The organism is Accumulibacter sp., assembly GCF_023806635.1.
In the GTDB taxonomy this organism is placed as follows: domain Bacteria; phylum Pseudomonadota; class Gammaproteobacteria; order Burkholderiales; family Rhodocyclaceae; genus Accumulibacter.
On the sequence record NZ_JAMTDQ010000018.1, the window covers coordinates 1 to 5,339 of the forward strand.

General features: G+C 62.9%; 3 protein-coding genes and 1 pseudogene. All 4 read right to left on the reverse strand.

Annotation, left to right across the window (positions count from 1 at the left end; all coding sequences use genetic code 11):
• Positions 1-262, reverse strand: a pseudogene (locus tag NFW30_RS03065) (hypothetical protein); the annotation flags it as partial.
• 399 nt (positions 263-661) lie between these two features.
• Positions 662-1,471 (reverse strand): glycosyltransferase family 2 protein, encoded by an 810-nt coding sequence (locus tag NFW30_RS03070; RefSeq protein ID WP_295349797.1) that lies wholly within the window; start codon positions 1,469-1,471, stop codon positions 662-664.
• A 440-nt stretch (positions 1,472-1,911) separates the two neighbouring features.
• Complete coding sequence (locus tag NFW30_RS03075) at positions 1,912-3,162, reverse strand: glycosyltransferase (RefSeq protein WP_295349796.1); 1,251 nt, start codon at positions 3,160-3,162, stop codon at positions 1,912-1,914.
• A 112-nt stretch (positions 3,163-3,274) separates the two neighbouring features.
• On the reverse strand, positions 3,275-5,047 hold the full coding sequence (locus tag NFW30_RS03080; RefSeq protein ID WP_295349795.1) for an asparagine synthase C-terminal domain-containing protein: 1,773 nt from the start codon (positions 5,045-5,047) through the stop codon (positions 3,275-3,277).
• Positions 5,048-5,339: the final 292 nt, after the last annotated feature.

Consider the following 5,339-nt stretch of genomic DNA (forward strand, 5'->3'; position numbering starts at 1 on the left):
CACCCCGGAATAGCTCGGGACGGAGAGGCTTGAATAGGGCGGGACGTAACACGCCGCCGCGGGTTTGCAGCTCTGCCGAAAGGACACCGAGCTTCAGGGCGACGGCAACCTTGGCGATGCCGTACCGCTCGGCGAGTTCGGTCGCTTGCGACCACAGCTCCTCCGGAATGCGAGCACTGCGGCGGCGGGTGCTCCGCCACTGGGCGAGCGCCGCAGCGGTTTCGGCCAGCTGCGGGGCGGTTGCACGTAGAGACGGTGACATTGGTAGGCCTCTCGAACGGTCGTTACGGGCCTGCCAAGGTACCAGCCCAGCGCAGGGATTTCACGCAGCATTGCCGAAAGGACACGATTCCGGTTGTGGCGTGGCGGGTTCCCGTCACTTCGCGCGAGCGCTCATCGGGCGCAAGCGTCCGGCGCAGCGATCCCCCAGACAGGATGCGGCGCTCTCATCCTGTCGTCTTCAGCGGCACCGGTTCGTGGATGGGGCTACTCGGCCAATTCGGGCGTTTCTTGAGTGTCTCGGTCAGCCAAGCAGTCGGTTCGATGACGCTCACGCGAGCGGTTTCCAGCCGCAATCGTGCTCGATCCGTGTGCGTGGATGCCTTTGAACTATACCCAAGCGCTGACCGTCGCCGAATCCGGGCCCGTGGCGAAACTGTAGTCAACGCTTGAAGAAGTCGTAGCGCAGCTTCACAAGTTTCTGCCACACTGTGTCACGTACATAGCGTCCGTGTACCACGCCGAGCCATCCGTCTCGCCAGCCACCCAAGAGAACGAAGAACTTGAACCAGATCAACCACGGAAGGACGAGAATCTTAAACCAACCGACTCTCATGCCGCGCCCGTGCATATCTCGAGCCAGTAGCGTGGTGTACTGGTTGACTTTGGCGTACATCTGGTCGATCGAATCGCACGTGTAGTGAAGTATGGGCGCATCGATGCGAATGGCGCTTCGAAACCCGGATGCCGCCTCGTGTACTGTGCGCTCCCCTTGGTAGCCAACTTTCGACCGCTGATAGAGTCGAATCGGCCAATCCGGACATCGCGAAGGATAAAAGCAGTGGACCTGCCTTCCGAGCAAGAACCACTCGCGCCGAACACCGAACGCGTCTGGAACTGTGCCGGCCACACTGAAGCGTGTTTGCTTTAGTCCTGAAATGCGGGCTTCGAGAGCTGGGGATGCCACCTCGTCCGAATCCAGTTCCAAGATCCAGTTGTGCAGGCACTGCGAAAGCGCGAACTGGCGTTGATCTCGGAAGTTGTCGAACTGGCGCACTAGGAAACGCGCTCCGTGGCTCTCCGCAATTGACTGGGTCTCATCACTGCTTCCCGAATCAAGAACCAACAGATCGTCGGCAACTTCGGCAACCGATGCGAGAACCCCCTCCAGCCGCCGCGCACTGTTGAAAGTGAGAACGTAGCAACTCAGCGGTTCATGCACGCTACTCAATTGCGGCTTGGTGTCAGTCATCTGGCGCGGTGTTCGGAATGCGTTTGGCCTTACAAAGCCGTTTGCTTTTCGACGTCGTGTGTAGCACGAGCGTTGGAGCGACTTTGCCCTGATAAGCGGGAATCATCATTGATCTTGCAACATGTCGTATATCACAAAACAACGACTCTGCGTACTCCAAAGAGGATCCCAAATTTCGCGACCGCGTTTCAGCCCGTCTGCTGCGCTGAACGAGGCTGCGCCTTCTCCCTGAGAGCAGCGTGTGAGACCATCCGGATACGCGGTATCCGTCCGTATGTCATGCGAGTGCGGTCGCCCTGCATCTCCACCCGATGACGTCGATGGCGGTGGAGATTGTTGCCCGCTTGGTGGCGCGGTGACGCGTGGGCAGGACGCCAGAGGAAGTCGATTGCTGTAAGAGCGTGTCTGGTGCGTGTGTTCTCCGTTCTGTCGAGCCCGCTTCACGCGCCACTGGCCTGACAGGCCTCAAGCAGGCGGGCCAACTCGGCCGTCCGTTCCCGGCGCGACGCCTGGCGCACGATCTCGGGTGATGGTGGTGCTGCCGTCGCCTGTCGCAGCGCGGTGACGAATGCCATGAGCTGGGCGGCGATCGCCTCTGCCGAGTCGAGCGGTGCGACGTGGCTGACGCCCGCTGCCCGCAACGTTGCCGCGGTGTCACCGGCAGGATCGGTGAGTGCCAGGATCGGTCGACGGGCACGCAGGTACTCATAGATCTTGGCCGGGATCTGTTCGTTGCAGCACGCAGCCTGTAGAACCAGCAGTCCGTCTGCGCGCAGCATCTCTGCGATTGCTGCCCGATAACCCACCGCCGGCAGGCATTCGATCAAGTCATCGACCGCATGCTCCCGGGCAAGTCGCGTCAGCATGGCATCATGAACCGCGGCCCGGAAGCGAATCTTGAGCTGTCCCGGTGCAAGCATTCCCGTCTCTCTCAAGGCCTGCAGAGCTCGCAGCAGTTGCGTCGGGTCGCGCTCCATCGGGTATACCAGTCCGCTGTGCAGCAAGGTCAACTGGCCGGCGTTCAAGGGTGCGGGTGGGTGGTCCGTGGGTGCCGTAGAGGGGAAGCTCTCTTCGTCGTAGCCATTCTCCAGAACGACGATGCGTGCAGCCGCCTCGGGGTAGCGCCGGCGATACTCCCGTGCGGCACCCGGCGTCGTGAAGGTGCTGAACCTGGCCTCGCTCACTGCCGTGCTCTCTATCTGAATGAACCTCTCCCGGGTACGCCGGTTCGCCGGATAGCGCTCCTGAGCCATCGGATCGCGGAAATCGGCCAGCCATGGCACTGCCGTACGCCGGTGGAGCTGAGCCGCGATCAGGTGCGCTGTCGCGATTGGATAGGTAGACCAGATGACATCCGGTCGGTAGTCCCCGATCACGCGCAGACCCGTGCGCACGGCATCAAACCTCCAGCTGACCCATCGGTCCGGACGTGCCATCCACGCCAAGTGCCTGCCGTGTACAGCGAGATGACGGGAGGTGTCGAGGGCGAAGGCGCGATGGACGACCGTGTCGGTCGGGATTTCCTGCAGGAGGTCATCGCTGGTCCGTTCGTAGGCGCGGGGATCAGCAGTGATGACCAGGGGCTGCCATCCATATGCCGGGAGGTGTTGCACGAACCGTAGCGTGCGCTGAATGCCGCTACTGCCTGCCAAGGGTGGAAAATGGTAGGCGATCATCAGGACACGCTTCATGGTAGATTCCTCGGCAACGGTCATCGGGGCATGAATCTTCGAAGTGCCGCCGCTGGGTTGGGCGTCCGACTTGCCCATAGCTGGAACCAGCGCAGTGCCAGCGGCTGCCTGGTCAGGCTGCGTGCGCGTTGCGGCGGAGCCATTGCTCGAGCATGGTGAGGATCCATACCATCTCTCCATAGTAGCCCGGGTGCTCCGGGAGATGCTCGCGCAGAAGCCGGTCGACGAAGTCGCGGCGGACGATTCCCCGCATTGCCAGCGTGTCGAGCGAGTCCCGGGCCAGTTCGAGCAGCGCTGGATTGCGCGTTGTCCAGACACCGTATGGCAGTCCGAAGCCCTTCTTCTTCTTGTTGATGATTTCGTCGGGCAGGAAGCCGCGCAAGGCTTCCTTGAAAAACCAGCGCAGCTTGAAGCGCCGAAGCTTCCAGTCCGCTGGCAGGGTCATCGAGAAGTCGGTCAGGCGATCGCTGAGCAGCGGGTAGGCGACCGCGATCCCCGCCATCTGCACCGCCCCGCGGACCTTCGGCAGGTCGCTGTCGGCGAGCGTGTAGCGCCAGTCGTAGGCCAGCATGCGGTTGATCAGGCTGCCGGCCTGGCATTCGTCCCAGGTTGCCTGCATGTGTCGGGCCGGTTCGTGCACATCGACCCCGGTCAGGAAATCGGCGTTGAGCACCTGCGCCGGATCGAGTTGCATGAGCAGGTTGAAGCTCTGCAGCCGGGACGGCAGTGTCACCCGCGAGTGACGCACGTAGCCGGTCGCCTGCTTCAGGCCGGGGATTCGGCGCAAGGGGCTGCGGTCCGCGCACATCGGTTCGATTGCCTGTCTGATGACCTGCGGTACGCTGTGGTAGAACTCGAACAGTCGCTGCATGGCGTAACGGGAGTTGCCGCCGAACAGTTCATCGCCGCCATCACCAGCCAGCAACCTGCTGCAGCCATCGGCCTGCGCGACTTGCGCGCAGTAATAGGCCGGCAGGGCCGATGAGTTGCCAAAGGGCTGGTCGTGATGCTTGGCCACGGCCGGGATGCTCGCCAACAGGTCGGCTGGCGTCACATAGTACTCGTGATGCTCGCAGCCGAAGTGCCTGGCGGCGATGCGCGCATATTCCATCTCGTCGTAGCCCTCGGCGTCGAAACCGATCGAATAGACCGGAGCCGCCGTGCCGGTGATCTGGCAGAGCATGCCGGCGACCGTCGAGCTGTCAGTGCCGCCTGACAGGAAGGCGCCGACCCGACGCTGGCCGCTCAGCTGTTCGGCTACGCTGTCGCGGATCAGGCTGCGGAACGAGTCTCGTGCGGCATCGAAGGCAGGACGGCCATGCTCGTCGAAACGCAAGCGCCAATGGCGAATCTCGTGCACGCCCTGCGGATCGACGAGCAGCGCGTGCGCTGCAGGCAACCGCCGTACCTGGCGGAAGATCGTCCGCGGCGCCGGGATCATGTGGAAGTACAGATAGTCGAAGATTGCCTGCGGGTCCAGTTGGCCGTCGTGGCCCGGGACGCAGTCGGCGCGGTCGGCGAAGGCGAGGATCCTGCCGTCGGTGAAGTAGCACAGCGTTTCGATGGCGAAGCGGTCGACGGCGAGAAAAACAGACCTGCGCGCGGCGTCGACGATGACGAGCGCGTAGCTACCGCTGGTGTGCGAGGTGACATCGATGCCATGCTTGCGCCAATCCGCCAGCACCGCCGCAGCAAGATCTGGGCGCGAGGCAGTGGCGGCCGTGCCGTACCCATCAAGCCCTGGCGAGCCGATCAGCAGGCAGATGGCGTCGTCGTCACGCGCCATCTGCTCCCCCTGCAGCGTACTCGACTGCAGCCGTTGCGGAGGCGTTGCAGAGCCAAAAAGTTCGGTCAGGTCCAGCTGGCCGGATAATCGTGCGTTCATTGGTTTCGGGTTCGCCGGGCAGGGTTGGCGTGGGTGTCGGTCGCCGCGGGAGCCCGATAATCCGGCTGCGATCGTCTGGCAGTGAGGCATCATCAGGTTCGCGAGGCATGAAGCGAAGGCCGCAGGTCACCGGCCGGAGCCCTCCTGCCCGGGTTTCTGCCTGAGGTCGTTCCGGTCAGCGGTGAATGCTACGCTAAACTGGTGTCGGGTGCTGTGCAGGATTTCACTGCTTGCTGCGCGTGCGGCGGTTCCGGTTTTTCGGACAGTCGGATAAGCTAAGGCCGACCGAACC

Bases quoted from the DNA above. Each gene is read 5' to 3' on its own strand.
- NFW30_RS03070 (WP_295349797.1), bottom strand. From the start codon at position 1,471: ATGACTGACACCAAGCCGCAATTGAGTAGCGTGCATGAACCGCTGAGT.
- NFW30_RS03080 (WP_295349795.1), bottom strand. From the start codon at position 5,047: ATGAACGCACGATTATCCGGCCAGCTGGACCTGACCGAACTTTTTGGC.
- NFW30_RS03075 (WP_295349796.1), bottom strand. From the start codon at position 3,162: ATGAAGCGTGTCCTGATGATCGCCTACCATTTTCCACCCTTGGCAGGC.